The sequence below is a fragment of the Roseateles sp. P5_B10 genome (genome assembly GCF_056400485.1).
Map to the genome: position 1 here is coordinate 1 of NZ_JBFULE010001015.1, position 1,654 is coordinate 1,654.

Genomic DNA, 1,654 nt, shown 5'->3' on the forward strand with positions numbered 1-1,654 from the left:
CCCCTGCAGACCGACCCCACCGTCATCTACGGCCTGGGCGAAAGCTTCGACGGCAACTTGCGCAAGCGTGACCTGCTGGCTGACACGCCCTACAACAGCTACACCCGTGGTGGCCTGCCGCCGACGCCGATCGCCATGCCCGGCGCGGCCTCGCTGCAGGCGGCGCTGAACCCGGCGGCCATCAAGGCGGTCTACTTCGTTGCCCGGGGGGATGGCAGCAGCGAATTCAGCGATGACCTCGCCGCGCACAATCGCGCGGTCAACAAATACCAACGCGGCGGCAAGTGACCGGTCGATTCATTTCTTTCGAAGGCATCGACGGTGCCGGCAAGTCCACCCACATCCAGGCGGTGGCCGACTGGTTCCGCGCGCGCGGCGCCGATGTGCAGCTGAGCCGTGAGCCTGGCGGCACGCCACTGGCCGAGACGCTGCGTGACATCGTGCTCAAGGAATCCATGGGCTCGCTGACCGAGCTGCTGCTGATGTTTGCCGGCCGGCGCGACCATGTCGAGGCCGTCATCAAGCCCGCGCTGGCCGCCGGCAAGACGCTGCTCTGCGATCGTTTCACCGACGCCAGCTTCGCCTACCAGGGCGGCGGGCGCGGCCTGCCGCTGTCGGTGCTGGAGCCGCTGGCCGATTGGGTGCAGGAGGGCACCGAGCCCGAGCTGACGCTGTGGTTCGACCTGTCCGCCGAACAGGCCGCCGCCCGTCGTGCCGGCGCCCGTGAGGCGGATCGCATCGAGCAGCAGGACCTGGAGTTCTTCGAGCGCGTGAGGGCCGGCTATGCGGCGCGTGCGGCCAAGGCGCCGGGGCGCATCGTGCGTGTCGACGCCAGTGGCACGGTCGAGCAGGTGGGCGCCCACGTGCTGGCCGTCCTTGCAGAACGCTACCCATGCTGAACGCCGATCTCCCCTGGCTGCAGGCGCCGCTGGCCGATGCGCTGGCACGGGCGCGTTCGCATGCGCTGCTGGTGCAAGGGCCGGCCGGCGTCGGCCAGCTGGAACTGGCCGTCAAGCTGGCCCAGAGCTGGCTGTGCGAAGACCGTGGCCAAGCCCAACCCGCCTGCGGCCACTGCTCAAGCTGCAAGCTGTTCGCCAGCGGCACCCACCCGGATTTCCAGCTGTTGATGCCGGAAGCCCTGGACGCATCAGCCCGTGAGTCTCTCGGCCTGCCTTTCGAGGAGCCCGACGCGCCCAAGGCCGGCAAGGCCAAACCCAGCAAGGAAATCAAGGTCGAGGCGGTGCGCAACCTGCTCGCCTTTGCCCAGGCGACATCGGCGCGCGGCAAGGCCAAGGTGGTTGTCATCTTCCCGGCCGAGGCGCTGAACGGCATTGCGGCCAATGCGTTGTTGAAGACGCTGGAGGAGCCCTCCGGCCTGTTGCGCTTTGCGCTGGCCAGCCATGACAGCGCCGCGCTGCTGCCCACCATCCGCAGCCGCTGCCAGCCGGTACCCTTGCCGCTGCCCGAACGCGCGGCCGCGCTGGCCTGGCTGGTGTCCAAGGGTGTCGACGGTGCCGAAGGGCTGCTGGATGCCACAGGCGGCCGGCCGCAGCAGGCGCTGGCCTGGTCCGAAGGCGGCTTGACCGATGCGGCGTGGCAGGCCCTGCCCAAGCGGGTGGCCCGCGGCGAGGTGGCGGCCTTGTCGGACTGGGCG

Annotated in this window: 3 protein-coding genes; all 3 read left to right on the plus strand. The window is 69.8% G+C overall.

Features of this window, described 5'->3' with window-relative positions; translation table 11 throughout:
• On the plus strand, window positions 1–288 hold a 288-nt coding region (gene mltG / locus AC1DU6_RS30305; RefSeq protein WP_477861772.1), incomplete at its 5' end, for an endolytic transglycosylase MltG.
• Window positions 285–899, plus strand: a complete 615-nt coding sequence (gene tmk, locus AC1DU6_RS30310) for a dTMP kinase (protein ID WP_477861774.1) — start codon at window positions 285–287, stop codon at window positions 897–899. The genes mltG and tmk, both read left to right, overlap by 4 nt.
• Window positions 893–1,654: DNA polymerase III subunit delta' (locus AC1DU6_RS30315; RefSeq protein WP_477861776.1), on the plus strand; the 762-nt coding region annotated here is incomplete at its 3' end. The genes tmk and AC1DU6_RS30315, both read left to right, overlap by 7 nt.